The organism is Streptomyces sp. NPDC088246 (assembly GCF_044741025.1).
Classification (GTDB): domain Bacteria; phylum Actinomycetota; class Actinomycetes; order Streptomycetales; family Streptomycetaceae; genus Streptomyces.
The window spans coordinates 22688-49098 of the sequence record NZ_JBIURV010000003.1; the positions used below are offsets into that span (position 1 = coordinate 22688).

Here is a 26411-nt window from a genome sequence, read left to right on the forward strand (position 1 = left end):
CCCCGTCCCATGTCCGAAGCAGTCGACGCAGCCGGCCCGGTCGCCGCGCCCACCCACGGCAAAGTGACGTTCGTCGGTGCCGGCCCCGGCGCCGCCGATCTGCTGACCTTCCGGGCGGCGCGGGCCATCGCGGATGCCGACATCGTCATCTGGGCGGCGAGCCTGGTGCAGGCGGAGGTCCTGGAGCATGCCCGGGAGGGCGCGGAGATCCTCGACTCGGCGCAGATGTCGCTGGAACAGGTCGTCGCCGTGTACGAACGCGCGGCCGCCGAGGGGCTGAAGGTGGCCCGTATCCACTCCGGCGACCCGGCGCTGTGGGGCGGCACGCAGGAGCAGGTCGACCGGTGTGCCGGGCTGGGGGTCGCGGTCGAGATCGTGCCGGGGGTGTCGTCGTTCTCGGCCGTCGCGGCGATCGCGCAGCGGGAGCTGACGATTCCGGAGGTCGCGCAGTCCGTGATCCTGACCCGTCTCGGTGGCGGCAAGACGCCGATGCCGCCGGGCGAGGAGGTACGGGAATTCGCGCGCCACGGCACGACGATGGCGCTGTTCCTGTCGGCCGCCCGGTCCGGGCAGCTCACCCAGGAGCTGCTGGAGGGCGGCTATCCGACGTCGACGCCGGTCGTGATCGCGTACCAGGCGACCTGGCCGGAGGAGCTGATCCTGCACTGCACGATCGAGACCCTGGAGGAGACGGTCAAGGAGCACAAGCTCTGGAAGCACACCCTCTTCCTGGTCGGCCCGGCGCTTTCGGCTTCGGGGACACGTTCGCACCTCTACCACCCGGGGCACTTCCACGGTTTCCGCAAGGCCGACAAGGCGGCGCGGGCCGAACTGCGCGCCCAGCGGTCCGGCTCATGATCCGGGGATTCGGTACGAGTACCGCCGCGCCGATCCGGGTCTTCGGTACGGGGACGGGCGAGCCGCTCGGTCCCGAGGCCCGGGCGGCTCTGGAGGTGGCCACCCTGGTGGTCGGCGCCCGGCGCCATCTGGAAGCCGCGGGGCTGCCGGAGCGGGTGCGGCGCGTCGTGCTCGGTCCGCTGGCGCCGGCGCTCGACCGGATCGCGGAGCATGCGCACGGGGGCGGGGCGCGGGTGGTCGTGCTGGCCTCCGGTGACCCCGGATTCTTCGGGATCGTACGGGCGCTGGCCGAGCGTTTCGGGGCGAGTGCGCTCGATGTGCGGCCGGGTTCGCCTTCCGTCGCGGTCGCGTTCGCCCGGCTCGGGCTGGCGTGGGACGACGCGGTCGTGGTCAGTGCGCACGGCCGCGACCCGAGGACCGCCGTGAACGTATGTCTGGCGCATCCGAAGGTGGCCGTCCTGACCGGACCCGGCGCCGGGCCCGCGGAGCTGGCGGCCGGTCTGGTGCACGGAGCCGGGGGACGCACCCTGGTCGTCGCGACGGCGCTCGGCGATCCGGAGCGGGAGCGCGTCGAGCGGCTGACTCCCGCTGAGGCGCTGGCCCGTGACTGGCCGGATCCGGTGAGTGTGGTGCTGTGCCTGGACGAGTCACGGGCGCTCTCCCCCGTACGGACCGTCGCGGGAGCGTCCGCCGGGCCGGGGCAATGGGCGCTGGACGATGCGGAGTTCGAGCACCGCGACTCGATGATCACCAAGTTCGAGGTGCGGGCACTGGCGCTGGCCCGGCTGGGACCGCGCACCGGGGACCTGGTGTGGGACATCGGCGCGGGTTCGGGTTCGGTGGCGGTGGAGTGCGCGCGGCTCGGCGCGGCGGTCGTCGCTGTGGAGAAGACCCCGGACGGGGTCGGGCGGATCAGGGCGAACGCGGCGGCGCACGGGGTGTACGTCCGCGCGGTGCACGGCTCCGCGCCCGCCGTGCTCGACGGTCTGGGCGAGCCGGACGCGGTGTTCATCGGAGGCGGCGGGCGTGAGCTGCCCGCCATCGTGACGGCGTGCGCCCGGCGGGCGCGGCGCTCGGTGGTGGTGGCGCTGGCGGCGCTGGACCGGGTGCCCCAGGTGCGTGCGGCGCTGGCCGGCGCCGGGCTCGTGCCCGAGGGCGTGCTGCTGCAGTCCTCCCGGCTGGCGCCGCTGCCCGGTGAAGTGACGCGGCTCGCCGCGGCCAACCCGGTCTTTCTGCTGTGGGGCACCCGCCCCGCGGTCCGTGCAAGTGAAGGAGCAACCCAGTGATCGGCCTGATCTCCGCCACGGCGGCGGGCACCGTCGCCCGCGACCGGCTGGCCGCGGCCTGGCCCGGCCGCACCGTGGTCTACGAGGGACCGGTGCGCGAGGCCGTGCAGCGGGCGTTCGCCGAGTGCGAGCAGCTGGTGTGTTTCCTGGCGACGGGGGCCGTGGTGCGGCTGCTCGCGCCGCTGCTGTCGGACAAGTCCTCGGACCCGGGTGTCGTCTGTGTCGACGAGGCGGGTCGCCATGCTGTGGCGCTGCTCGGCGGGCACGGTGGCGGGGCGAACGCCTTGGCCGGGGCGGTCGGTGAGGTGCTGGGCGCGGCGCCGGTCGTGACTACGGCGACGGATGCGGCGGGGGTGCCGGGGCTGGACATGCTGGGCCTCCCCGTTGAGGGCGATGTGGCGGGGGTGTCGCGCGCGATGCTCGACGGGGCGGGGGTGGAACTGCTGGCGGATGCGGTGTGGCCGTTGCCGCCGTTGCCGTCGAATGTGTCCCCCGGCGCCGGGGGTGCTGCGGTGCTGCGTGTCACCGACCGGATCGTGGAACTCGGTACGCAGGCCGTCGTGTTGCGGCCCGCGTCACTCGCTGTCGGGGTCGGCGCGTCCAAGGGCGCGCCGGTCGAGGAGGTCGTCGGGCTGATCCGGGACGCCCTGCACGAGGCCGGGCTGTCGCCGCTGAGCATCGCGGAGTTGGTGACGGTCGACGCGAAGGCGGACGAGCCGGGGATCGTCGCCGCGGCCTCGCAGCTCGGCGTACCGCTGCGGACGTACGCCGCCGCCGAGTTGGCCCGTATCGAGGTGCCCAATCCGTCGGGCGCGCCGCTCGCCGCCGTCGGCACGCCGTCCGTGGCGGAGGCCGCCGCACTCGCCGCGGGAGGCGAACTCCTCGTACCGAAGCGGAAGTCGAACCCTGTAGGGCGGGCCGCGATGGCCACGTGTGCGGTGGTGCGCCGCAGCCCGCGCGGGCGTCTGGCCGTCGTCGGTCTCGGCCCGGGTGCGCGCGATCTGCTGACCCCGCGGGCCCGCGAGGAGCTGCGGCGGGCCTCGGTGCTGGTCGGGCTCGATCAGTACGTCGACCAGATCAGGGACCTGCTGCGGCCCGGCACCACCATTCTGGAGTCGGGGCTCGGCGCCGAGGAGGAGCGGGCCCGTACGGCGGTCGCCGAGGCGCGCAAGGGGCATGCGGTGGCGCTGATCGGCAGCGGTGACGCGGGCGTGTACGCGATGGCGTCGCCCGCGCTCGCCGAGGCCGGCGCCGATATCGATGTGGTGGGTGTGCCGGGGGTGACGGCCGCGCTGGCGGCTGCCGCGATCCTGGGCGCCCCGCTGGGCCACGACCATGTGTCGATCAGCCTCTCCGATCTGCACACGCCGTGGGAGGTCATCGAGCGCCGGGTACGTGCCGCGGCCGGGGCCGACATCATCGTGACGTTCTACAACCCGCGCAGCCGGGGCCGCGACTGGCAGCTCCCGAAGGCCCTGTCGATCCTGTCCGAGCACCGGGAACCGGCGACACCGGTCGGTGTCGTACGCAACGCCTCGCGCCCTGACGAGAGCAGCCGGGTGACCTCGCTCGCCGCTCTGGACCCGGCGACGGTGGACATGATGACGGTCGTGACGGTCGGCAACACGGCCACCCGGGAGATCGCGGGCCGCATGGTGACACCGCGCGGCTACCGCTGGCAGTCGGCCACCACGGCACCCGCACAGGAGGGAGCCGAGTGAACCGGCCCTGGGAGAGAACCGTTCACCCCATCGAGCAGGAGTCGTTCCGGCGGCTGCGCGCCCGGCTGGACACCTCGCACTTCGCACCGCTGACCCGGGCCGTCGTGGAGCGGGTCATCCACTCCGCGGCGGATCTGGAGTACGCGACGGACCTGGTCTGCGACGAGGCGTCGCTCGTCGTCGCACATGCGGCGCTGCACGCCGGTGCGCCGGTCGTCACCGATGTCGAGATGGTCGCGGCGGGCATCACCCGCCGCGAGACCGTGTGCCGCCTCAAGGAGGCCAGATCCGGCCTGGGGCTGACCCGTTCGGCACATGCGATCCGGCTCGCGTACGAGCAGGTCGGACCGGGCGCGATCTGGGTGATCGGCAATGCGCCGACCGCGCTGGAGGAGCTGCTCGTCCTCGATGCCGCGCCCGCGCTCGTCATCGGGCTGCCGGTCGGTTTCGTCGGTGCGACCGAGTCGAAGGCGGCGCTGCGCGAGAGCGGTCTGCCCGCCGTGAGCAATGTGTCCGAGAAGGGCGGCTCGGCGGTCGCGGCCGCCGCTCTCAACGCCCTGCTGTACCACCCCGTATCCCCCACGCACACCGAGGAGAACCTGTGACCACCCCGTCCACCCAGCCCGCACTGCTCATCGCCGGCCACGGCACCAGGGACCAGGGCGGGGCCGCGGCGTTCCGTGACTTCGTGACCGAGCTGGGCGAGCGCCACCCCGAACTGCCGGTCGCGGGCGGCTTCATCGAGCTGTCCCCGCCGCCGCTCGGCGACGCCGTGACCGAGCTGGTCGAGCGCGGTGTGAAACGCTTCGCCGCCGTGCCGCTGATGCTGGTGTCGGCCGGGCACGCCAAGGGGGACATTCCGGCGGCGCTGGCCCGTGAGAAGGAGCGCCACCCCGGCATCTCGTACACCTACGGCCGTCCGCTCGGCCCGCACCCGGCGCTGCTGAAGGTGCTGGAGCGCCGGGTCGACGCGGTGCTGGGCGACACCGACCGGTCCGAGGTGACGGTGCTGCTGGTCGGGCGCGGTTCGACCGACCCGGACGCCAACGCCGAGGTGTACAAGGCGGCGCGGCTGTTCTGGGAGGGCCGTGGTTACGCGGGGGTGGAGACGGCGTTCGTCTCGCTCGCGGCGCCGGACGTACCGTCCGGTCTCGACCGTTGCGTGAAGCTGGGTGCCGGGCGCATAGTCGTTCTGCCGTACTTCCTCTTCACCGGCATCCTGCCGGACCGGGTGCGTCATCAGACCGAGGAGTGGGCCGCCGCCCACCCGGAGCTCGATGTCCGCTCGGCCGAAGTCATCGGTGCGGCCGAGGAACTGTACGACCTGGTCATGGAGCGCTACCGGGAGGCCGTCAAGGGCGATCTGCGGATGAACTGCGACTCATGCGTGTACCGGATCTCGCTGCCGGGCTTCGAGGACAAGGTGGGGCTGCCGCAGCAGCCGCACTTCCACCCCGACGACGACGGCCATCACCACCACCCCCACGGCGGTCATGCACACTCACACTGAAAGACCCGACGCGACAGGCGCGGGCACGCACGATCTGCGGCACCACGGTGACGCGGAAGTACGGGGCCGGGATCTGACCGATCTCGCCGTCAACGTACGGGCCGATACGCCCCCGGCCTGGCTGAAGGCGCGGATAGCCGCGTCGCTGGGCACGCTCGCCGCGTACCCGGACGGCCGTCCGGCGCGGGCGGCGGTCGCGGCCCGGCACGGGCTGCCGGTGGGGCGCGTGCTGCTGACGGCGGGTGCGGCAGAGGCTTTCGTGCTGATCGCACGGGCGCTGCCGGCCTGCCGCCCGGTCGTGATCCATCCGCAGTTCACCGAGCCCGAGTCGGCGCTGCGTGCGGCCGGGCACGAGGTGCGGCGGGTGCTGCTGTCGGCCGAGGACGATTTCCGGCTGGACCCGGCGGCGGTGCCCGAGGACGCGGATCTGGTGGTGGTCGGCAATCCGACGAACCCCACGTCGGTCCTGCACCCGGCGGCCGTGCTGGAGAAACTGGCGCGCCCCGGACGGACGTTGGTGGTCGACGAGGCGTTCATGGACGCGGTGCCGGGCGAGCGCGAGGCGCTGTGCGGGCGTACGGACATCCCGGGGCTCGTGGTGCTGCGCAGCCTCACCAAGACCTGGGGGCTCGCGGGGCTGCGGATCGGTTACGTACTGGCCGCCCCGGAGACGATCCGCGCGCTGGAGGAGGCGCAGCCGCTGTGGCCGGTGTCGTCCCCGGCGCTGGCGGCGGCCGAGGCGTGCATGGAGCCGCGGGCCCTGGCCGAGGCGGCTGCCGCGGCGGAGCGGATCGCGGTGGACCGGGACCATCTGGTCGCGGGGCTCAGGGAGTTCACCGAAGTGCGGGTGGTGGAACCGGCCGAGGGATCGTTCGTCCTGGTGCGGCTGGAGGGGGCCACCGAGGTACGGGAGCGGTTGCGGGCGCTGGGCTTCGCGGCGCGGCGTGGGGATACGTTTCCGGGGCTCGGTACGCAGTGGCTGCGGCTGGCGGTACGCGACCGTACGACGACCAACCGTTTTCTGCAGGCACTCGATCAGGCGTTGCAGGCGCTGACCGCCGTCACACGCTGACGGGACGGCCACGCTCCGTCCCACGCCGACGGGGAGCGGCATTCCTCACGCTCACGGGGAGCGGCGTTCCGTCACGCGAACGCCGCTCCCCTCCTGACCTACGACTGCCCCCCCTCGGGCCTTGGTTCAGGGATCAGCCCTGGGCGCGGCGCCTGGCCACGACCATCGCCCCGGCGCCCACCGCCAGCAGCACGGCCGCGCCGCCCGCGATGTACGGGGTCGTGGAGCTGCCGCCCGTCTCCGCGAGGTTGGAGTCGGCGGCCGGGGCGTGGCCGGTGCCGGTCTGGGGCTTCACATCGCCGCCGTCACCGCCCGTGCCCCCGGACGTGCTGCCACCGCTGCCGGAGGTGCCTCCGCCACTCGTCCCGCCGTTGCCGGAACCGCCGTTGCCGGAACCGCCGTTGCCGGAGCCCCCGTTGCCGGAACCGCCGTTGTCGCCGCCTCCGGTCGCCTTCGGTGTCTCGCAGGTCGCCTCGGCGAGCGTGACCTCACCCTGCACATCGGCGACATTCAGCTTGAGCGGGTTGACCGAGACCTTCAGCTGAAGCGCGGCCGCCGCTGCGGTGCGCGAGGTGGTGTGCGTCTTCGACAGGTCGAGGGTCACCTCACCGACGCCCGGCACCTTCAGCTGCGTGGTACCGCCCGCGGTGAGGGTGATCCGCTTGCCGAGGACCGACACATGCCCCAGCACGTTCGACTCGGCGACCGGCTTCCTGCCCACCTCGCAGACCGCCTTGGAGGTGACCTTCTCGACCTCGATCAGCGAGAGCAGCGGCAGTCCGGGCACATGGACCCGGGCCTTCGCGAGATTGCTGTAGCCCTCGGCCCTGTGCTTGCCGACGGTCGCCCTGGCGGTGGCCACATCGGCGCTCAGCACGCTGAACGGCTGTCCGTGGTCCACCCCGTCGAGCCGCACGCTCAGCGCGGTCTTGTCGGCGCTGGCGGGTGCCTGCACTTCATTGAGCGTGGCCTTGAGCGGCACATCGATCGTCTTGTTCAGGAGCGAGACGTCGAGTGCGGTACGGAGCACGACCGCGCTCGCCTTCCCGTCGCCGGTGGTCGTGGTGGTCGCGGTGGCGGCCTGCGCCGGGACGGCGACCAGCAGGGCGACGGGAGCGGCGGCAACCGCCAGGGCGGCCAGGCGGAAGGTATTGCTGTTCAAGATGGTGGAACCCCCACAAGAGACATGGAGCCACCGGCGCCGTCCAATGGGGGACATCGCGGGCACCGGTGACCTCGACCCCGAAAGCTTTACGCACGGAGGGTGAACTGGCAGACACCTGACGTGAGTTCACTCCAAAGTGGGGTTTCCGCGCCTGTATTCGAATATCTCGGTACGTTCGTTCCTCGGGGTCACCCGATCCACCGAGCGCGGACGGCGCGGAGGCCGACTGCGCCGGGGTGCGCGCAAGGGTGTTTCAACGACATCGCAGGGATTCGGTAACTGCCGGTCAACACGGCACACCCCGGTCGGGAGGCAGCTCCGTGAGCCGTCCCTCAGCCGATCACCCGCCCGTTCAGCACCACGCGTCGCGGCGCCGCCAGCACCCGCACGTCCGCCCGCGGGTCCTCGTCGTACACCACCAGGTCCGCCGGCGCGCCCTCCTCCAGCACCGGCCGCCCGAGCCACTGGCGCGCACCCCAGGTCGTCGCGGACAGCGCGTCCAGGGCCGGGATGCCCGCCTTCACCAGCTCGGCGACCTCGTCCGCCACCAGCCCGTGGGCGAGCACCCCGCCCGCGTCGGTGCCGACGAAGACCGGGATCCCGGCGTCGTACGCGGCGCGAACGGTGTCGTAACGCCGCTCGTGCAGCCGCCGCATATGGGCCGACCAGCGGGGGAACTTGGTGTCGCCGCCCGCCGCGAGCGAGGGGAACGTGGCGATGTTGACCAGTGTGGGGACGATCGCGACACCGCGCTCGGCGAAGAGCGGAATGGTGTCCTCGGTCAGCCCGGTGGCGTGCTCGATGCAGTCGATGCCGGCCTCGACGAGATCGCGCAGCGAGTCCTCGGCGAAGCAGTGCGCGGTGACCCGGGCGCCGAGCCGGTGCGCCTCGGAGATGGCCGCCTCGACCGCCTCGCGCGGCCAGAGGGCGGTCAGGTCACCCACCTCCCGGTCGATCCAGTCGCCGACCAGCTTCACCCAGCCGTCGCCGCGGCGCGCCTCCTGTGCGACGTACGCGACCAGCTGGTCCGGCTCGATCTCGTAGGCGTAGTTCCGGGTGTATCTGCGGGGCCTGGCGATGTGGCGGCCGGCCCTGATGATCTTCGGCAGGTCCTCGCGGTCGTCGATCCACCGGGTGTCGGCCGGCGAACCCGCGTCCCGCAGCAGCAGCGCACCTGCCTCCCGGTCGGCGACGGCCTGCTTCTCGCTGGTCGCCGCGTCGACGGCACCGTGATGGTCGAGCCCGACGTGACAGTGGGCGTCGACCAGCCCCGGCAGCGCCCAGCCGGTGACGGTCACCGCCTCGTCCGCGCCGGCCGGCCTTCCGTACGAGATCCGTCCGTCGACGGCCCAGAGCTCGTCGCGGACGTCCTCCGGTCCGACGAGCACCCGCCCCTTCACGTGCAGCACCTGCGGTGCCCTGTGATCACTCATGAGCAGCACTGTACGAGGCACCGCCCGGCGCCCTGGGTACGCTTCGACGGAAGCACTGTCCGTACGCAGCACCGCGGCGCACCGACCCGATCCGAAGAGAGCACCACCGTGACGCACCCCTTCCTCGACCTCACCCCGCTCACCGCCGCGCATTTCGCGGCCATCGAGAAGCGCGTGGCCGGCCTCCTCGCCACCGAGCAGGACGTCGTCATCATGCAGGGCGAGGCGCTGCTCCCCCTCGAAGGCTGCATCCGGGGCGGCGCCCGGCCCGGCTCGACCGCGCTGAACGTCGTCACGGGACCGTACGGACAGACCTTCGGGAACTGGCTGCGGGACTGCGGTGCCAATGTCGTCGATCTGGCGGTTCCGTTCCACACGGCGGTCACCGCCGATCAGGTCGCACGGGCGCTGACCGAGCACCCGGAGATCGACTTCGTCTCCCTCGTCCACGCCGAGGCGGCGACCGGCAACACCAATCCGGTCGCCGAGATCGGTGAGGTGGTCCGTTCGCACGGGGCGCTGTTCATGCTGGACGCCGTCGCCTCGGTGGGCGCCGAGCCGCTGCTGCCGGACGTGTGGGGCGTCGATCTCTGTGTGATCGGCGCGCAGAAGGCGATGGGCGGCCCGGCCGGGGTGTCGGCGGTGTCGGTGAGCGAGCGGGCCTGGGAGCGGATCGCCGCCAACCCCCAGGCCCCGCGCCGCTCGTACCTCTCCCTCCTGGACTGGAAGGAGCGCTGGATCGACGGCGGTCGCAGGGCGCTGCTGCACGCCCCCGCCCAGCTGGAGATGCTGGCTCTGGAAGCCTGCGTGGAGCGGATCGAGGCCGAGGGCCTGGACGCGCTGATGGCCCGGCATGCCTCGGCTGCCGCGGCGACGCGTGCGGGTGCGGTGGCGCTCGGCGGCGGTCTGTCGCCGTATGTGCACGAGGCGAAGGACGCGGCGCCGGTCGCGACGACACTGCGCGCCCCGGCGGGCGTCGACGCCTCCGAGCTGGTCGCGCGGGCACTCGCGGCCGACCCGTCGCTGCCGCTGATCGCGGGCGGCGGCGCACTGTCCAAGGAGATGATCCGGGTCAATCACTACGGTGTGGATGCGACGCGGGGCGCGGTGCAGTCCTCGCTCGCGGCTCTGGGGGCGGCGCTGGCCGATTCGGGCCGGCAGGTCGACTTCGAAACTGCCCGCAAAGCCGTTTCGGAAACCTGGCCGAGCGAGTAGAAGCGCACCGGAACGTCCGTATTCCATAAATGCGGGGAGCTGCTCCATCCAGAGCAGCTCCCCGCATTCTTCTGCCCGCTTCCCCGGACCCTAAACGCCCAAGTTTCCAGAAGCCCGATCCACACAATTCCGTTGCGTCACCCGAGAGTTACGACCTTGTGACCGACTCCACATCGCGGCCGTTATGCCGGATAAATAGCACCCAAAACATAAGAAAGTGCAACCGGATCGCGCCTGTGCATGCACCCGCGTGATAACACAGAGAATCGCCCCATCCAACCCCTTGCGTCGATGCAATTTCAGAATTTGCTGGGTAAATTCAATTCGCATGACCGCCGCACCAGCAGATTTTGCAAGTGCCCGAAGCGAATTCCTCACCATCGACACCCCACGAGTGGAGGACGGAGCCGCGATCTGGCGCATCGCCCGCGACTCCGAGGTCCTGGACCTCAACTCCTCGTACAGCTACCTGCTGTGGTGCCGTGACTTCGCGGCCACCTCCGTGGTCGCCCGCGACGAGACCGGCGGGCCCGTTGCCTTCGTGACGGGATACCTCCGGCCGGACCGCCCCGAGACACTCGTCGTCTGGCAGGTGGCCGTCGACCACGGCCACCGCGGGACCGGACTGGCGGGAAAGCTGCTGGACGCGCTGACCTCGCGGGTCGCAGCCTCGCAGGGCCTGGCCTCGGTCGAGACGACCGTCACCCCGGACAACACCGCGTCGGACCGGCTGTTCACCTCCTACGCGCTGCGCCACGACGTGGCCCTGGAGCGTGAAGTGCTCTTCGACGGCGGGCTGTTCCCCGAGGGAGCGCATCTGCCGGAAGTGCTGTACCGCATCGGCCCGTTCCACGCCTGAGCGAATCGGCCTGTTCCACGTCCGAGCGCATCGGCCCGTTCTGCACCTGAGCACACCGCTGCCCGTCACACCCCCCTCAAGCAGGAGATTCCCTGTGACCATCACCCCGCCCGCGCTGAGTGTCTTCGAGACCCTGGAGTCGGAGGTACGGAGCTACTGCCGCAGTTGGCCCGCAGTGTTCGACCATGCGCGGGGCGCCCGTCTGACCGACGAGGACGGCCACACCTACCTTGACTTCTTCGCCGGCGCCGGATCTCTCAACTACGGCCACAACAACCCGGTACTGAAACGCGCGCTGATCGACTACATCGAGCGCGACGGCATCACCCACGGCCTCGACATGGCCACCACCGCGAAACGCGCCTTCCTGGAGTCCTTCCAGAACAACGTGCTGCGCCCGCGTGATCTCCCGTACAAGGTGATGTTCCCCGGCCCGACCGGCACCAACGCGGTCGAGGCGGCGCTGAAGCTGGCCCGTAAGGTGAAGGGGCGCGAGTCGATCGTCTCGTTCACCAACGCCTTCCACGGCATGTCGCTGGGCTCGCTCGCCGTCACCGGCAACGCCTTCAAGCGGGCCGGGGCCGGTATCCCGCTGGTGCACGGCACCCCGATGCCGTTCGACAACTACCTCGACGGCCGGGTACCCGACTTCCTCTGGTTCGAGCGGCTCCTGGAGGACCAGGGCTCCGGTCTCAACCAGCCCGCCGCCGTGATCGTCGAGACGGTGCAGGGCGAGGGCGGCATCAATGTGGCGCGCTCCGAGTGGCTGCGGGCGCTCTCCGGCCTGTGCCACCGCCGCGACATGCTCCTGATCGTCGACGACATCCAGATGGGCTGCGGACGCACGGGGGCGTTCTTCTCGTTCGAGGAGGCCGGCATCACCCCCGACATCGTCACCCTGTCCAAGTCCATCAGCGGCTACGGACTGCCCATGTCGCTCTGCCTGTTCAAACCGGAGCTGGACATCTGGGGGCCTGGCGAGCACAACGGCACCTTCCGTGGCAACAACCCGGCGTTCGTCACGGCCGCCGCCGCGCTGGACGCCTACTGGGCGGACGGACAGATGGAGAAGCAGACCCTGGCCCGGGGCGAGCAGATCGAGCAGGCGCTCCTTGCGATCTGCGACGAACACGCCCGGCTCGGTGCGCAGTTCCGGGGCCGCGGCCTGGTCTGGGGCATGGAGTTCACCGACAAGTCGCGCGCCGTCGCGGTCTGCGCCCGCGCCTTCGAGCTGGGACTCCTGATCGAGACCTCCGGTCCGCAGAGCGAGGTCGTGAAACTGCTGCCGCCGCTGACCGTCACCCCCGAGGAGCTGGACGAGGGCTTGCGGACCCTGGCCCGCGCAGTCCGCGAGACCGCCTGATCCCGGACCCGTCCCCGACGCGGGTCCGACGAGAAACACCGCCGCAGAGAGAAAGGCACCGACCCACCGTGATCGTCCGATCGTTCAGTGACATCGAGAACACCGACCGGCATGTGAAGGCCGCTTCCGGAACCTGGGAGAGCAAGCGCATCGTGCTCGCCCGGGAGAAGGTGGGCTTCTCGCTCCACGAGACCACGATGTTCGCGGGTACCGAGACGTCGATGTGGTACGCGAACCACATCGAGGCCGTCCTGTGCGTGGAGGGCGAGGCCGAGCTCACCAATGACGAGACCGGCGAGAAGCACTGGATCACGCCCGGCACGATGTACCTGCTGAACGGCCATGAGCACCACACCATGCGGCCGAAGACCGACTTCCGCTGTGTCTGCGTCTTCAATCCTCCGGTCACCGGACGGGAGGAGCACGACGAGAACGGTGTCTACCCACTGCTCAGCGAGGAGGGCTGAACCATGACCACCGATGTACGTACCGATCTGTACCCCACGCGCGGCGCAGCCGAGATGATCACGCCCCGCCAGGACCCGGTCATCTGGTCCCCGCCCGGCGCACCGGGGCCGGTCGCCGTGAAGGATCTGCAGGGCTTCGAGCGCGACGGCTTCCTCGGCGTGGACCAGCTGATCACACCGGACGAGGTCGCCGCCTACCACGCCGAACTGGACCGGCTGATCACCGATCCGGCGGTGCGGGCCGACGAGCGCTCGATCATAGAGCCGAAGTCGCAAAAGGTACGGTCGGTCTTCGAGGTCCACCGGATCAGCGAGGTCTTCGCCCGGCTGGTCAGCGACGAGCGCGTGGTGGGCCGGGCCCGTCAGATCCTCGGTTCGGACGTGTACGTCCACCAGTCCCGGATCAACGTCAAGCCGGGCTTCGGCGCTTCGGGGTTCTACTGGCACTCGGACTTCGAGACCTGGCACGCCGAGGACGGCCTGCCGAACATGCGGGCGGTGTCCGTGTCGATCGCGCTGACCGAGAACCACGACACCAACGGCGGGTTGATGATCATGCCCGGTTCGCACAAGTCGTTCCTCGGCTGTGCGGGCGAGACGCCGAAGGACAACTACAAGAAGTCCCTGAAGATGCAGGACGCCGGCACCCCGTCCGACGAGGCGCTGACGAAGCTGGCCGACCGGCACGGCATCAAGCTCTTCACGGGCAAGGCGGGTTCGGCGACCTGGTTCGACTGCAACTGCATGCACGGCTCGGGGGACAACATCACCCCGTACCCGCGCAGCAATGTCTTCATCGTCTTCAACAGCGTGGAGAACGCCGCCGAGGAGCCGTTCGCGGCACCGGCGCGGCGTCCGGAGTTCATCGGGGCGCGGGACTTCACACCGGTGGAGTGACGTGTCGACGAGCTGAACCGGGCAGGGGGTGGGGCGACGTCCGTCGCCCCACCCCCTCGGCCAAACCTGGTGGACCGAGACGGCCGTGAGCGGCGACAGTGGGGTCCATGACTTCACTGGTACGTCACATAACGATCGACTGCGCCGACGCCTACAAGCTCGCCGGTTTCTGGTCCGGGGTACTCGGCGCCGCGCTCTCCGACGAGGACGCCCCCGGCGATCCCGAGGCACTCGTCGAGGCCCCCGGTGCCGCGCTGCTGTTCATCTCGGTGCCGGAGCCGAAGAGCACCAAGAACCGTCTGCACCTGGACATTCAGCCGCAGGACCGCACCCGCGACGAGGAGGTGGAGCGGCTGCTCGGCCTGGGCGCCACCCTGGTGGCCGACCACCGCAGGCCGAACGGGCGGGGCTGGGCGACGCTCGCCGATCCGGAGGGCAATGAGTTCTGTGTCGAGTGCAGTGCGGCGGAACGGGCTGCGCTGACCGGGACCCGGCTGCCGGTCACGGCGGACGACGTGACCACTGCGGTCCGCCTCGCGGTCGACACGCTCCGGGAGTCCTCGGTGGACAACTGGCTGGTCCCGGCCGGGTCGTTGGAGTGGGACTGCTGGGGGACCGCCGAGCACCTGAGCGACGATCTCTTCTCCTACGCGGCACAGCTGGGCCCGCGGCAACCGTCGCTGGACACGTACGTCCCCTACCGCTGGAGCGCCGATCACAAGGGCGGTCCGATGAACGCGATCTTCGCGGACCGGTCGGCCGGACCCGCCGGACTGCTCCAGACGCTGGAGGCGAGCGGCTCGCTGCTCGCTGCGATGGTACGGACGGCCTCGCCCGAGGTCCGCTCGTACCACTCCTACGGGGTGTCCGACCCGGAGGGCTTCGCCGCCATGGGCATCGTGGAGACCCTGGTGCACGTGCATGACCTCGCCGCGAGCCTGGATGTCCCCTGGGCTCCGCCCGCCGATCTCTGCGACCGGGTACTGGCCCGGCTGTTCCCGGACGCCCCGAAGGACGCCGACCGGTGGGCCGTCCTGCTCTGGGCCACCGGCCGCGGCGAACTGCCCGGCCATCCCCGGGTCACCTCGTGGAAGTGGCACAGTGCGCCGCTGGAGGAGTCCGGCCGGGATTAGCGGGAGGGCGCGGGCGCTGCAGAAGGATGTGCTGAACCTCTTCGGGGACGCCGGGCCCTGGCCGCAACCCGGCGACCCGCACGGCCTCAGGACTGGACGGCGTCCAGCGCCGGGTAGTCGACGTATCCCTTCGCGTCCCCGCCGAAGAAGGTCGACGGGTCCGGGGTGTTGAACGGGCCGCCGGCCTTCAGCCTGGCGGGCAGGTCCGGGTTGGCGATGAACAGGGCACCGTAGGAGATGATGTCGGCGATCCCGTCGTCGATCAGCGAGTGGTCGTCCGGTCCGGTCGGCCCTTCCGTCAGCGCGTTGAGGATGAAGGTGCCGGAGAACTGCTTGCGCAGCGCGAGGGTCAGCTCGCGGATCTCCGCCGCTTCCAGGACGTGCAGATAGGCAAGGCCGAGTGGCTCGATCTCCTGTACCAGCGCGGTGTAGACGGCGTCCGGCGCGGGCTCGTCGATGTCGTTGTACGGGTTTCCGGGCGAGATGCGCAGCCCGGTCCGCTCCGCACCGATCTCGGCGGCGACGGCCTTGACCACCTCGACGGCGAACCGGATTCGGGCCTCCGCGGAGCCGCCCCACTCGTCGTTGCGCAGGTTGGTGTTGGGCGCGAGGAACTGGTGGATGAGGTAGCCGTTGGCGCCGTGCAGCTCGACCCCGTCGAAGCCGGCGTCGACCGCGTTGCGGGCGGCCGCCGCGAAGTCGGCTATGGTCTGCCGGGCTTCGTCGCCGGTCAGTTCGCGCGGTGCGGTGAAGTCCTCCAGCCCCGTGCCGGTGTAGAGCTGACCGGCGGGCTTGAGCGGGGAGGCGCTGACCGGGGTGAGCCCGTCCGGCAGCAGGTCCGGGTGGCCGATCCGGCCGGCGTGCATGAGCTGGGCGAAGATCCGGCCGCCCGCCGCGTGCACCGCGTCGGTGACCTTGCGCCAGGACACGACCTGCTCCGCGCTGTGCAGCCCAGGAGTGGAGGGGTAGCCCTGGCCCACCGCCGACGGCTGGATGCCCTCCGTGATGATGAGGCCCGCCGACGCGCGCTGGGCGTAGTACTCGGCGACGAGATCCGTGGCAATGCCGCCCTCACCGGCCCGGCTGCGGGTCATCGGGGCCATCGCGATGCGGTTGGCGAGCCGGCTGCCGGACAGGTCGATCGGGTCGAATGCGGTGGTCATGGAAGCTCCAAAATTATGTGGTCGGCCAACTATCTGCGCCGTGCGCCACTGTAGTCCATTAATTGGCCGACCAAGGTAAAGTTCGCAGAAAACGACCGGCTCCGCGCTCCCGACCCACCAGGAGCACCGCCCGGCACCACCCCGAGGAGTCCCTATGAAGGCCGATCCCGCCTGTACCGAGCTGCCGAGCGCCGCCCGCGGCGGCCCCGTCAGCCATGCCGTCTCGCGGGTCGCCCGGCTGCACCGGATCGCCGCGGGCAGGCTGCTCAAGGGGCTCGGGCTCTACCCCGGCCAGGAGTTCCTGATGATGTATCTGTGGGACGCGGGTGCGGTGCGCCAGTCCGAGCTGATCAAGGCCGTCGACCTCGACCCCTCCACCGTCACGAAGATGCTCCAGCGCCTCGAACAGACCGGGCACGTCCGCCGCCGCCCCGACCCGGACGACCGCAGGGCCGTCCTGGTCGAGGCCACCGACGACAGCTGCGCGCTGCACGCCGACGTCGAGCGGGCCTGGACGAATCTGGAGGAGCACACCCTCGCCGGGCTGGACCCGGCCGAACGCAAGGAGCTGGCCCGGCTGCTCGCCAAGGTCGAGGAGAACCTCTGCCACGAGACCGAGGACTGCCCCGAGCGCCGCTGATCCCCGGCGTCCGGGCGGGGCCGGCCGGTATCCGGGCGGGTTCAGCCGGAGAGCACGTCCAGGGCACGGTCCACATCGGCCTGCGTGTTGTACAGGTGGAAGGCCGCGCGCAGACTCCCCGCCCGGTTCGAGACCATCACCCCGGCCCGCGCCAGCTCCGGCTCCCGCCCGCCGAGTCCGGGCACGGCCACGATCGCCGACTCCCCAGGCACCGCCTCGTGCCCCAGCCCGGCCAGCCCGGTCCGCATGCGGGCGGCGAGCCCGGTGGCGTGGGCGTGGACGGTGTCGATGCCGACCTCGCCCAGCAGCGCGAGGGAGTGCTCGGCGCCGTGGTACGAGAGGAAGGCCGGCGGTTCGTCGTAGCGCCGGGCGGTCGGGGAGAGCCGCCCGACCGGGCCGTACGTACTGTTCCCGGGGTCATCGGAGGCGACCCACGCGGCGAAGACGGTCGGCAGGGTGCGCTGCGCCTCCTCGGTGACGGTGAGGAACGACGCACCCCGCGGGCAGAGCAGGAATTTGAAGCCGCCGGTGACGGTGTAGTCGTATGCCCCGGCGTCCAGCGGCAGCCAGCCGGCCGACTGGGTGGCGTCGAGCAGCATCCGGGCGCCGTGGGCGGCGGCCGCCGCACGTACCGCGTCCAGATCGGCGATCCGGCCATCGGCGGACTGCACGGAGGAGAAGGCGACGAGATCGGTGCCGGGCCGTACCGCGTCGGCCAGCCCGTCCAGCGGGACGTAGCGCATCCGGAGATCGCCACGGACCGCGAACGGGCTGACGACGGAGCTGAACTCCCCTTCGGGCGCCAGGACTTCGGCCCCCGCCGGCAGCGAGGCCGCGATCAGCCCGACGTGTACGGAGACCGAGCTGCCGGTGGCGACCCGGTCGGCGTCGACACCGGCGAGGCGGGCGAAGCCGGTCCGGGCCGCGTCCACCGCCTCGAAGTCGCCGGAGCCGGCCCTGCGGCCCGTGGCGATCGCCTCGGCGAGCTCCCTCACCGCGTCCACGGTGCGCCGGGGCAGCAGCCCACAGGTGGAGGTGTTGAGGTAGGCGGTCTCCGGCGCGAACTCGTCGTCCACCGCACGGCTGAGCGAAGTAGTCTCCATGAGCCCAGCCTGAAGCCCCCTTGACTCATCGTCAATTACAAAGAGTTAAGGGGGTACGCCCAAGCAATGCTTATGTATGCGGCTGAGCGAGGTGTCGGGCGACAGCGTCCGGCCTGCGCGCTCAGGCGTTGCTTCCGGTCTGCGGGACCTCGCAGGCACCGTCGGCGTCGCACGCCGCGGCGTCCCCGCCGATCGCGGTCAGCGGCCGGTCCTTCCACGCCTGTTCGAGCGCCTGGGCGAAGACCTCGGCGGGCTGGCCGCCGGAGATCCCGTACCGACGGTCGAGCACGAAGAACGGCACCGCGTTGGCCCCCAGCTCGGACGCCTCGCGCTCGTCGGCCCGCACCTCGGAGGCGTACGCCTCCGGGTCGGCGAGGACGGCACGCGCCTCGTCGGCGTCGAGCCCGGCCTCGACGGCCAGCTCGACCAGCACGTCACCGTCGAAGACGGAACGCTCCTCGGCGAAGTTCGCCCGGTAGGCGAGGCCCAGCAGCTCGTCCTGGCGGCCGCGGGCCTTGGCCAGGTGGAGCAGCCGGTGGATGTCGAAGGTGTTGCCGTGGTCGCGGCCCTCGGTGAGGTAGCCGAGGCCCTCGGCCTGGGCGTTGGCCGCGACGTTCGCCTCCATGGCCTTCGCCTCTTCGCGGGTGCGCCCGTACTTCTGCGCCAGCATGTCGATCACCTGCACGGTGTCGCCCTTGGCGTGCGTGGGGTCGAGTTCGAAGGAACGGTGCACGACCTCGACCTCGTCGCGGTGGGCGAACCCCGCCAGGCCCTTCTCGAAGCGGGCCTTCCCGATGTAGCACCAGGGGCAGGCGATGTCGCTCCAGATCTCGACGCGCATGTCTCTTCTTCTCTCCGTGTTCTCGTACGTACAGCTCAGGCGGCGCGGAGCCACCCTCCGCTCCTGAGGACAACGTGCGAGCGGACTCCCTCATTCCCCGGCCCGCCCCGTACGTCTCCCCGGTCCGGACGGTCACAGCACGGACCGGTCCATCGGGCACGGCAGCGGCTGCAGCGCACCGGCGTCGCGCAGCCGCAGATGGGCCCGCAGTACGTCCTGCACGTTGCCTCGCGGAGCGATGTCGAGGAGAACGCCTCCGACACGGGACTCCTTTTGCCCCGCCGTCATGCCCTCCGGCAGCAGGGCCGCGCGCGCCGGGGAGAGATAGCCGGCCCAGCCGACGCAGGGCTCACCGACGACGAAACCCGCGTCGTCCTCCAAGGCGTCGAGCACGTCGTCGTCGGTGACATCGCCGAAGTCGGGCTCCCATGCCTCGGCGACAGCAGCAAGGAGACTCACGTCGGAGATCTCGGCGTTGTCCGGCGATCTGACACCGATCACCATCGACTGGAGGAGGAACTCCGAGGCGCCGCCCCCGTTCCCGCTGACCTCGATCTCCCAGCCCGGCTCGCCCGCGAGGACGAGTCGCAGCCCGAACCCGACACGGTCCGACCAGCCGTCGGCATCCCGGGCCGCGCGCAGAGCGGCGAGGAGGGAGTCCCCGTCCGGCGCGAGATCAGTGGCGGGCCCGGACGAATGGATCTGCCGCCACGTCCACACAGCTCCGGGGCCACCCGCCGGAAGGATCTCGGCAAGCTGGTCCAGGGTGAGCTTCCATCGCCTGGTCAGCGCCTCGGCCGACTCCTTCCGGGGCCCCCAGAAGCCCCGCACCACACGTCGCATGTCCTGCCTCCGCCGCCCTACGCCCGAACCCGCCCCGGGCCGGATCAGACCGTGGCCGCCGCGACCGGCGCCGCGGTCAGCCTGCTGAAAGACGCACGGTACGCGCTCGGGGTGAGGCCGAGGCGGCGCTGGATGTGCTGGCGCATCGAGTCGGCGGTACCGAGGCCGCTGGCGCGGGCGACCCGGTCCATGGGAAGGGTGGTGGTCTCCAGCAGTTCGCGGGCCCGCTCGATGCGCTGGTGGAGCAGCCACTGGAGGGGGCTGAGTCCGGTCTCGGCATGGAAGCGGCGCGAGAGCGTCCGTACGGAGACGCCCGCGTTGCGGGCCAGGTCGGTGAGGGACAGCGGTTCGTCGAGGTGCTGCATCGCCCAGGCACGGGTGCAGGCGAAGGAGGCGCCGCGCTCGGGCGGCAGCGGGGTGTCGGTGAACTGCGTCTGCCCACCGGGCCGTACGGGAGCGACGAGGGTGAGGCGGGCGACGCCGTTGGCGACGGCCGCGCCGTAGTCGGTACGGATGATGTGGAGGCAGAGATCGATCCCGGCCGCGTAGCCGGACGAGGTGAGGACCGTGCCGTCCTGGACGAAGAGGACGTCCTTCTGGAGATCGACGGAGGGGTAGCGGTCGCCGAGTTCACCGGTGTACGTCCAGTAGGTGGTGGCGGCGCGCCCGTCGAGCAGCCCCGCCTCGGCGAGGGCGAAGGCGCCGGTGCAGATGGAGGCGATGCGCTTGCCGTCGGCTGCGGCCCTGCGCAGCGCGGCGAGGATGCGCGGATCGGGCTCCTCGCGGGAACCCGCACCGGCGATGATCACGGTGTCCGCGGTGTCGATGACGTCCAGCCCGTGCGGGATGTGCACGTCGAGTCCGCTGCTGGTGCGGACGGGACCGGGTTCCGCGGTGCAGAAGAGCGTCTCGTATCCCGGGGCGCCGTCGATCTCGACCTTGCTGAACAGCATCTCGGGGATGGCGATGTTGAACATCGACACGGGTGGCGTCGAGATGACGACGACACGGTGCACAGGCGACATGGCCAGAACCTCCGGAGGTATGGCATTCAGGCCACTACTGTACGCCGGGGTCGATCGCCAGGCTTGACACATGCCAACAGAGAACCTTGTCCAAGCACCGGATTCCGCCGTCGAGTTGCCCCGCGACCGGCGCGCGCAGAGCCCCTCCCCCACCCTGTCCCTGGTGGCCTCCCTGCTCGGCTTCGCGCTGATCATGCTGGACGCGTCGGTGGTGAATGTGGCGCTCCCGTCGATGGGCTCGGACCTCGGCGGCGGGATGGCGGGGCTGCAGTGGGTGGTCGACGCGTACACGATCGCCTTCGCCGCACTGCTGCTGTCGACGGGCGCGTTCTCGGACCGGATCGGCGCGACCCGTGCGTACACCGCCGGGATCGCCCTGTTCACGCTGGCGTCCGTCGCCTGCGGCCTGGCCCCGAACCTCCCGGCGCTGATCGGCTTCCGGGTGGTGCAGGGCATCGCGGCGGCGGTCGTACTGCCGACGACGCTCGCCCTGGTGCGGCAGGCGTACGCCGATCCCGCGCAGCGCGGCCGTGCGGTGTCGCTGTGGGCGGCGGGCGGTACGACGGCGGCGGCGCTGGGCCCCGTCGCGGGCGGTGCACTGACCACGGCCTGGGACTGGCGGGCCATCTTCTTCATCAATCTGCCGGTGGGTCTGATCGCCCTCGCGCTGACGTTCCGCGCACCCCGCTCGGCCCGCCGTCCCGCGCCGCTGGACCTGCCGGGCCAGGTGACCGCCGTACTCGCACTGGTCGCGCTGGCCTTCGCGGTGATCGAGCACGGGACCCTGGCCCTGGTGGCGCTCGGGGTGGCGGTGCTGTCGCTGGCCGCATTCCTCCGCATCGAGTCGCGCCACCCGCATCCGGTAGTGCCGCTGGGCCTGTTCCGTAACCGGACGGTGGCGGTGGCGGTGACGGCCGGTTCCGCGCTGAGCGTCGCGTTCTACGGAATGATCTTTGTCTTCGGCCTCTTCTTCCAGCAGGTGCGCGACCAGTCGGCGCTGGCCGCGGGCCTGATGTTCCTGCCGATGACCGGACTGCTCGTGGTGGTGAACGTGCTGTCGGGCAGGCTGGCCAGCCGTCACGGCCCCCGGCTGCCGATGCTGACCGGTCAAGTGCTCGCGGTCGGCGGCCTGTTGCTCCTGCAGCTCGTCGACACGGACACGTCGCTGGTCCTGACGTCCATGCTCCTCGTGCCGCTGGCCCTGGGCGCGGGCCTGGCTCTGCCACCACTGACCGCGGCCATGATGGAGGCCGTGCCGACGGACCGGGCCGGTGTCGCCGCGGGCGTCCTGAACGCCGCCCGCCAGGTCTCCGGCGGCCTGGGCGTGGCGGCGTTCGGCGCCCTGGTCGCGACCGGCTTCGAGGACGGCCTCCGGACGAGCCTGGCGATCAGCGCCGCTTTGCTGACGCTGACGGCACTGGCAACGACCCGGCTGGCACGTGGCGGGCCGGCCGCCCCGTCGAAGGACAGCGACTGAGCTGCCGGGAGCATCGAGAATGCCGGAACGACGCGTGCTGGGCCGGGCCCGACCCAGCACAAGGCAGGACGGGCGTGATCAGGTGCGGTCGTCGAGGTCGTCCTCGATGCCGTCGGAGCTCTGCTGCCCCTGCTGCCGGGTCTGCTCAGCGCGTCGGCGCAAGCGCTCCCTCTCACTCCGGCCGTGCTGGGCCGCCTTGCCCCGCTTGCCCCGAGCGCGGGCACGCAAGAGCCCCGGCGGTCACGGGGACTGCCGGGGCTCAGTGCCTAATACGCGGTGTTGAGTTCCCAGAACCGGAAGACAGTCGATGTGTCCAGGCAGTTCTGCAGGCCCCGGACGTTCTCGTGGGCGACTGCGTACTGCTTGCCCTGCCAGAGCGGCAGGAGCGGAAGCTCGCGCGCCACGATGTCCTGCAGCTCGATGAACTTCTGCCGGGTGCTCGCGCGGTCGGTCATGGACGAGGTCTGCGGGATGATCCGATCGGTTATCTCGCTGTTCTCGTAATTGTTCGACAGGACGTTGCCCTTACCGAAGAACGGCTGGGTGAAGTTGTCGGGGTCGGGATAGTCCGGCACCCAGCCCTTGACGTAGACCCCGTACTTGCCGTCGGCGATGTCCTTCTCGTATTGGTCGAACGGGACAGTCTCCATCCTGGCGTCGAAGAGTCCGCTCTTGTTCAGCTGATCCGCGATGGTCCGCAGTTCGTCGTCGGTAGCGGGTCCGTAACGGCTCGGGGTGGACCAGAGGGTGAGTTTCACCTTGCGGGTGATACCGGAGTCCCTCAGGGCGTCCTTCGCCTTCTGCGGCTGCGGGCCGTCGCCGTACATGTCGAAGAACGAGGTGCCGTGGCCGGTGATGCCGCCCGGGACGATCGAGTAGAGGGGCGCCGCCGTGGACTGGTAGACCTCGCTCAGCAGGGCGTTGCGGTCGAGGAGATAGGCGATGGCCTTGCGCACGCCGATCTTGCCGACCAAGGGGTCGGCCGTGTTGAAGACCATGTGCTGGACCTCGGCGCTGCTGCCCTGGACTACGTCCATGCCGTCCTTCCCCGCGGTGGGCGAGGCATCCAGGGCGGCTATCGCCTTGGCGGTGAGGCCACGGTATGCGACGTCGACCTCGCCCTTCTCCAGGGAGGATTTGAGGGCCTGCTGGTCGCCCTCGAAGAGTCGCAGCGTCACGCCGGAGTTCTTCACCTCGGCGGTTCCGTGGTAGCCGGAGTAGACCGAGAAGACGGCCTTCGACTTGTCGATGGAGTCCAGCATGTAGGGACCCGAGCCAACCGTTTTGCCGCCCTTGAGCAGCCTGTCCTTGGGATAGACGTGCCGGTCCACGATGGAACCGGCACCCGATGCGATCTTGCTGGGAAATATCGCATCGGGCACCTTGAGGTGGAAGACGACGGTCTTCTCGCTCGGGGTGCTGATCGACGAGATGGTGGAGAGCAGCGGCGCCGGGCCCGCCGGGTCGTTGATTCCGATCGCCCGGTCGAAGGAGTATTTGACGTCCGCCGAGGTGAGGCTGTTGCCGTTGCTGAACTTCAACCCGCCACGCAGGGTGCAGGTGTAGGTCTTGCTGCCGTCCGAGAAATGACACTCCTCGGCGGCCTCCGGCACAGGGGTGGAAGCCCCGGGCGGAAAGCTCATCAAGGACTGGAAGACGTTGTTGAACAGCAGCCAGGACCCCGGGTCGTACCCCGCGGCCGGATCCGTCGCGAGGATGCCGTCGGACATCCCGACGACCATCCTCCCCTTGTCCTCGTCGAACGGCCAGATCTCACCCTGGGAGCCGCAACCCGTCAGCAGCACCCCTGCCAATCCCCCGGCGATCAGAGCGCTCGACCACCTCGTGCGAACCTTCACAGAACGTGCCTCATACTCTCGGCCGGCCCCATGGGGGGTGTCCCCGGACAACCGGATCGGGTCAGGAAGTACTGCGAACGCCACGACCGTCCAGCACTGTCAGCCCGGCCGGGCGCGGTGGTGCGGACCGACAGCCTGCCTGGACTCGGCTTTCACCGGGAATTCCAAGCATGGTGACTGACTGTCAGAAGATCAGCAGGTGAACGACAGGGGCATGTCATAGTCGGCCACGTGGTGCCGTTGAGCAATCTAGTAGTACACCGCACTGCGCGGTGGCACATCGTGCGCCAAAAATCGCCCCCGGACAGTCGGTGCTGTTGGTCCGGTATGCCTGGTATCAGATCACGGTTTTCGAGCCGGCCGACGCGGTCCTCACCCCGCCCGGCCGACCGGCGAACAGGCCCCGAAAGGGGCGGCACACGGGTCGTGCGGCGCCATCGCGGGCCGCCCTCCTGGAAGCCGTGGCGGCCCGGCAACTCCAGACCGCCATCACGTCCACCACGGCACCATCGAGGCCGAAAATCGTCGGATCGGCCACGGAACATGCATGCCTTCGACGTCCATCGGCAGACCATGGACACCTTTCCCGGTACGCCGAGGTGCGGGTGTGATCAATCGCCGCCCGGAGCCCGTTGCTTGCCGGGTCGGGGTGCGCAATCACCGGCAGATGTCGCCCGATGCCGGATGCCGGATGCCCGTTCGCGTCTCGGAGACCTCTACCCATACCGTCTTGCCGGACGGCGGGTACGGATGTACGCCCCAGTCCGCCGCAAGGGCATCGACGATGAGCAGCCCCCGCGGTGGGGAGGCGTTCGCCGCGCGGGTCCGTGACCTCGATCCGCAGCCGTCCGCTCGGAAGGAGCGCAAGCCCGAGCCGGAAGCCCCGCCCGTCCAGCCGCCCGTGCGTGACCGCGCTCGCCGCCAGTTAGGCGACGACGAGCGCGGCCGCGTCGGTGCGTTCGGCGTTGCGCGGCCACCCCCATGCCACCAGTTGCTCCACAGCGAGCAGGCGAGCCAGGCGGGCACCTCGGCGGGTGGCACTGAACAGCTGTGTGAACTGTTGTGCGGAAGTCGGCTGTTGGGGAGTTTCGATCTCCACGGATTCACTCGTCACGCCACTCAGCGTGGCCAACTCGCCATACGCTGACCAGCAACGACAACGGTACGTAGCGTGCGCGTACCGGTACGCAACGCGACCGGTACCGTCTGTCCGCCGTGACGGGACGACGGTACGACGCGCACGACCGGCCCTCAGGAACGGGAGCGGGCAGTCATGGAACTGGACGGTGCGATCGGTGGCGACGACGACTCGGAGGAGGCCGCGGACCTGTTCCGCGTGATCGGCAGCCAGCTCCGGCTACTGCGCGAGCGTGCAGGCCTCACCCAGCGGGAGGTGGGCGACCGGCTCGGGTACAGCGAGGACCTGATTCGGTCGCTGGAACGGGGACGCAGGACGCCACAGCCGGAGTTCCTGGACGCGGCGGACGACCTGCTGGAGGCGGGCGGGCTGCTGCGGGCCACGAAGGAGGAGGTGGCGCGGGCGAAGGCACGGGCGCGGGCGCGGGTGAAGCATCCGGCATGGTTCAACGACTATGCGAAGCTGGAGGCTGATGCTGTCGAACTCTCCTACTACAGCAACCACACGGTGCCCGGCCTCTTCCAGACTGAGACACATGCCCGCGCCCTGTATGCCATGCGCAAGCCGCTACTGGACGACGAACTCATCGAGCGGCGCGTGGCGGCGCGCCTGACCAGACAAGCGGTTCTGACGAACCGACCAGCCTCGATGGTGAACTGCGTCATCATCGAAAGGTTGCTGAAAGACCAATGAAGCCCGACGTCCACGTTCAGAACCCGGCAGACATCTCGTGGTTCAAGAGCAGCTACAGCTCCAACGAGGGCGGCGAATGCATCGAGGTGGCCCCTACCGAAGAGGCGATCCTCGTCCGCGACTCGAAAGATGCATCCCTCCCCTACCTGGCAGTCGGCCGCGTCGGCTGGACGCACTTCGTGCGGTACGCGGCCGGAGCCTGAACGAAGGACCGCCGGGCGCCACCCGCACGACGCCGGGCGCTCGTCCGCCGGGACTATACGGAGCTTGCTCATCGGCACCTTGAGCGCCTGCTCCTTGCCCGCGTCCCACAGCACGACTGTGCCACCCGCGTCGCCCACCTTGAGATACGGCCGAGGGGGCGCGAATTCGCCGCCATCAACCGGGATCGCCGCCACCTTGCCGATGAGGTGGGCGCAGACCCACTCGGTCGGCAGCGACAGTCGGCAACGACAACGCGGCGAGGCGCGGTGCGGTGCCGGGGCATGCGAGCCCGGCGTGATCCAAACGAAAAACCCTAGGTGCGTGGCCGTCGCGGACGCCCTGGGGCTGCCGAGTCGGGACGTTGTCGGCTCAGCGAAGTTAGTGGGGGTCGGGCTGGCACAGCGCTCCACTTGGCCATTCGAAGACACGGCCGTATCGGCCGGCCC

The 26411-nt window shown here is 70.6% G+C and carries 24 protein-coding genes and 2 pseudogenes; 16 read left to right on the plus strand and 10 right to left on the minus strand.

The features are described from left to right. The first annotated feature begins 9 nt into the window (after nucleotides 1–9). The 6 genes and pseudogenes from cobM to cobC form a co-directional block, all read left to right on the plus strand. Complete coding sequence (gene cobM, locus ACIPEK_RS05225) at nucleotides 10–858, plus strand: precorrin-4 C(11)-methyltransferase (RefSeq protein WP_401990866.1); 849 nt, start codon at nucleotides 10–12, stop codon at nucleotides 856–858. Beyond that, nucleotides 855–2144 (plus strand): precorrin-6y C5,15-methyltransferase (decarboxylating) subunit CbiE, encoded by a 1290-nt coding sequence (gene cbiE, locus ACIPEK_RS05230; protein ID WP_401990868.1) that lies wholly within the window; start codon nucleotides 855–857, stop codon nucleotides 2142–2144. Before cobM ends, cbiE begins: the two co-directional genes overlap by 4 nt. Then, entirely contained in the window at nucleotides 2141–3865 is a 1725-nt protein-coding gene (gene cobJ, locus ACIPEK_RS05235; protein WP_401990871.1) for a precorrin-3B C(17)-methyltransferase, read from the plus strand. The genes cbiE and cobJ overlap by 4 nt, the downstream gene beginning before the upstream one ends. Further along, on the plus strand, nucleotides 3862–4470 hold the full coding sequence (locus tag ACIPEK_RS05240) for a precorrin-8X methylmutase (RefSeq protein ID WP_401990874.1): 609 nt from the start codon (nucleotides 3862–3864) through the stop codon (nucleotides 4468–4470). Before cobJ ends, ACIPEK_RS05240 begins: the two co-directional genes overlap by 4 nt. Next, a complete protein-coding gene (locus ACIPEK_RS05245) occupies nucleotides 4467–5375 on the plus strand; it encodes a sirohydrochlorin chelatase (protein ID WP_401990877.1) in 909 nt (302 codons plus the stop codon). Before ACIPEK_RS05240 ends, ACIPEK_RS05245 begins: the two co-directional genes overlap by 4 nt. Beyond that, nucleotides 5308–6447 (plus strand): annotated as a pseudogene (gene cobC, locus ACIPEK_RS05250) (Rv2231c family pyridoxal phosphate-dependent protein CobC); the annotation flags it as partial. The gene ACIPEK_RS05245 and the pseudogene cobC, both read left to right, overlap by 68 nt. A 133-nt stretch (nucleotides 6448–6580) precedes the next feature. On the opposite strand, the gene ACIPEK_RS05255 reads toward cobC, so the two are convergent. Together ACIPEK_RS05255 and ACIPEK_RS05260 are read right to left on the minus strand one after the other, a co-directional pair. Then, nucleotides 6581–7609, minus strand: coding sequence for an SCO1860 family LAETG-anchored protein (locus ACIPEK_RS05255; RefSeq protein ID WP_401990880.1), 1029 nt, complete (start codon nucleotides 7607–7609; stop codon nucleotides 6581–6583). A gap of 335 nt (nucleotides 7610–7944) precedes the next feature. Next, nucleotides 7945–9021 (minus strand): amidohydrolase family protein, encoded by a 1077-nt coding sequence (locus tag ACIPEK_RS05260; RefSeq protein ID WP_401991815.1) that lies wholly within the window; start codon nucleotides 9019–9021, stop codon nucleotides 7945–7947. Between the two features lie 132 nt (nucleotides 9022–9153). Between ACIPEK_RS05260 and ACIPEK_RS05265 the strand changes: the two genes are divergently transcribed. The 6 genes from ACIPEK_RS05265 to ACIPEK_RS05290 all read left to right on the plus strand — a co-directional run bounded on the left by ACIPEK_RS05265 (nucleotide 9154) and on the right by ACIPEK_RS05290 (nucleotide 14979). Continuing rightward, nucleotides 9154–10260 (plus strand): pyridoxal-phosphate-dependent aminotransferase family protein, encoded by a 1107-nt coding sequence (locus ACIPEK_RS05265; protein ID WP_401990883.1) that lies wholly within the window; start codon nucleotides 9154–9156, stop codon nucleotides 10258–10260. Between the two features lie 328 nt (nucleotides 10261–10588). Then, entirely contained in the window at nucleotides 10589–11119 is a 531-nt protein-coding gene (gene ectA / locus ACIPEK_RS05270) for a diaminobutyrate acetyltransferase (protein WP_401990886.1), read from the plus strand. A gap of 94 nt (nucleotides 11120–11213) precedes the next feature. Next, nucleotides 11214–12482, plus strand: a complete 1269-nt coding sequence (gene ectB / locus ACIPEK_RS05275; protein ID WP_401990889.1) for a diaminobutyrate--2-oxoglutarate transaminase — start codon at nucleotides 11214–11216, stop codon at nucleotides 12480–12482. Between the two features lie 68 nt (nucleotides 12483–12550). Beyond that, the gene (locus ACIPEK_RS05280) at nucleotides 12551–12949 is read left to right on the plus strand and encodes an ectoine synthase (protein ID WP_401990892.1); all 399 of its coding nucleotides are present in this window, start codon (nucleotides 12551–12553) and stop codon (nucleotides 12947–12949) included. Between the two features lie 3 nt (nucleotides 12950–12952). Beyond that, on the plus strand, nucleotides 12953–13846 hold the full coding sequence (thpD, locus tag ACIPEK_RS05285) for an ectoine hydroxylase (RefSeq protein ID WP_401990895.1): 894 nt from the start codon (nucleotides 12953–12955) through the stop codon (nucleotides 13844–13846). A 107-nt stretch (nucleotides 13847–13953) separates the two neighbouring features. Further along, entirely contained in the window at nucleotides 13954–14979 is a 1026-nt protein-coding gene (locus tag ACIPEK_RS05290; RefSeq protein WP_401990898.1) for a VOC family protein, read from the plus strand. An 86-nt stretch (nucleotides 14980–15065) separates the two neighbouring features. Here ACIPEK_RS05290 and ACIPEK_RS05295 read toward each other — a convergent pair whose 3' ends face one another. Further along, the gene (locus ACIPEK_RS05295) at nucleotides 15066–16142 is read right to left on the minus strand and encodes an alkene reductase (protein WP_401990900.1); all 1077 of its coding nucleotides are present in this window, start codon (nucleotides 16140–16142) and stop codon (nucleotides 15066–15068) included. Nucleotides 16143–16296: 154 nt separating this feature from the next. Here ACIPEK_RS05295 and ACIPEK_RS05300 point away from each other — a divergent pair, with 154 nt between their 5' ends. Next, entirely contained in the window at nucleotides 16297–16782 is a 486-nt protein-coding gene (locus ACIPEK_RS05300; RefSeq protein WP_401990903.1) for a MarR family winged helix-turn-helix transcriptional regulator, read from the plus strand. A 41-nt stretch (nucleotides 16783–16823) separates the two neighbouring features. Here the strand turns inward: ACIPEK_RS05300 and ACIPEK_RS05305 are convergent, their stop codons facing one another. From ACIPEK_RS05305 to ACIPEK_RS05320, 4 genes are all read right to left on the minus strand, one after another. Next, complete coding sequence (locus ACIPEK_RS05305; RefSeq protein ID WP_401990906.1) at nucleotides 16824–17885, minus strand: aminotransferase class V-fold PLP-dependent enzyme; 1062 nt, start codon at nucleotides 17883–17885, stop codon at nucleotides 16824–16826. 121 nt (nucleotides 17886–18006) lie between these two features. After that, nucleotides 18007–18726, minus strand: coding sequence for a DsbA family oxidoreductase (locus tag ACIPEK_RS05310; RefSeq protein WP_401990909.1), 720 nt, complete (start codon nucleotides 18724–18726; stop codon nucleotides 18007–18009). A 132-nt stretch (nucleotides 18727–18858) separates the two neighbouring features. Then, the gene (locus ACIPEK_RS05315; RefSeq protein WP_401990912.1) at nucleotides 18859–19569 is read right to left on the minus strand and encodes an Imm52 family immunity protein; all 711 of its coding nucleotides are present in this window, start codon (nucleotides 19567–19569) and stop codon (nucleotides 18859–18861) included. A gap of 44 nt (nucleotides 19570–19613) precedes the next feature. Then, the gene (locus ACIPEK_RS05320) at nucleotides 19614–20594 is read right to left on the minus strand and encodes a GlxA family transcriptional regulator (protein WP_401990915.1); all 981 of its coding nucleotides are present in this window, start codon (nucleotides 20592–20594) and stop codon (nucleotides 19614–19616) included. Between the two features lie 70 nt (nucleotides 20595–20664). Here ACIPEK_RS05320 and ACIPEK_RS05325 point away from each other — a divergent pair, with 70 nt between their 5' ends. Next, nucleotides 20665–22071 (plus strand): MFS transporter, encoded by a 1407-nt coding sequence (locus ACIPEK_RS05325; RefSeq protein WP_401990918.1) that lies wholly within the window; start codon nucleotides 20665–20667, stop codon nucleotides 22069–22071. Nucleotides 22072–22149: 78 nt separating this feature from the next. On the opposite strand, the gene ACIPEK_RS05330 is transcribed toward ACIPEK_RS05325, so the two are convergent. The 3 genes and pseudogenes from ACIPEK_RS05330 to ACIPEK_RS05340 form a co-directional block, all read right to left on the minus strand. Further along, entirely contained in the window at nucleotides 22150–22299 is a 150-nt protein-coding gene (locus ACIPEK_RS05330; protein WP_401990921.1) for a hypothetical protein, read from the minus strand. A gap of 38 nt (nucleotides 22300–22337) precedes the next feature. Continuing rightward, on the minus strand, nucleotides 22338–23930 hold the full coding sequence (locus tag ACIPEK_RS05335; RefSeq protein ID WP_401990924.1) for an ABC transporter substrate-binding protein: 1593 nt from the start codon (nucleotides 23928–23930) through the stop codon (nucleotides 22338–22340). A gap of 657 nt (nucleotides 23931–24587) precedes the next feature. Then, nucleotides 24588–25029, minus strand: a pseudogene (locus ACIPEK_RS05340) (ATP-binding protein). A 174-nt stretch (nucleotides 25030–25203) separates the two neighbouring features. Between ACIPEK_RS05340 and ACIPEK_RS05345 the strand changes: the two are divergent. Both ACIPEK_RS05345 and ACIPEK_RS05350 read left to right on the plus strand, forming a co-directional pair. Next, nucleotides 25204–25761, plus strand: coding sequence for a Scr1 family TA system antitoxin-like transcriptional regulator (locus ACIPEK_RS05345; RefSeq protein WP_401990927.1), 558 nt, complete (start codon nucleotides 25204–25206; stop codon nucleotides 25759–25761). Further along, nucleotides 25758–25964, plus strand: a complete 207-nt coding sequence (locus tag ACIPEK_RS05350; RefSeq protein WP_401990930.1) for a DUF397 domain-containing protein — start codon at nucleotides 25758–25760, stop codon at nucleotides 25962–25964. Before ACIPEK_RS05345 ends, ACIPEK_RS05350 begins: the two co-directional genes overlap by 4 nt. Nucleotides 25965–26411 lie beyond the last annotated feature (447 nt).